Source organism: Frankia sp. AgPm24 (assembly GCF_023243055.1).
Lineage (GTDB): Bacteria > Actinomycetota > Actinomycetes > Frankiales > Frankiaceae > Frankia > Frankia umida.
In genome coordinates, this window is the sequence record NZ_JALKFW010000113.1 from 1 (window position 1) to 323 (window position 323).

Genomic DNA, 323 nt, shown 5'->3' on the forward strand with positions numbered 1-323 from the left:
CAGGCGCTGTTGGCGGTGTACGGCGATCGCGGTGAGGGCGGGGAGCCGTTGTGGTTGGGGTCGGTGAAGTCGAACATCGGGCATTCTCAGGCCGCGGCGGGAGTGATCGGGATCGCCAAGATGATCCTGGCGATGCGGCATGGGATTCTGCCGCGGACTCTGCATGCTGAGACGCCGTCGTCGAAGGTCGACTGGTCGGCTGGTGATGTGCGGATTCTGGCCGAGGAGCGTGAGTGGCCCGCGACCGGGCGTCCGCGCCGGGCTGGGATCTCGTCGTTCGGGTTCAGCGGGACCAACGCTCACGTGATCCTCGAACAAGCCCC

At 66.9% G+C, this 323-nt stretch carries 1 protein-coding gene; it reads left to right on the plus strand.

Features of this window, described 5'->3' with window-relative positions; translation table 11 throughout:
• Window positions 1-323 (plus strand): ketoacyl-synthetase C-terminal extension domain-containing protein (locus MXD61_RS28700; protein ID WP_285223165.1); only part of this gene is annotated, 323 nt, incomplete at both ends.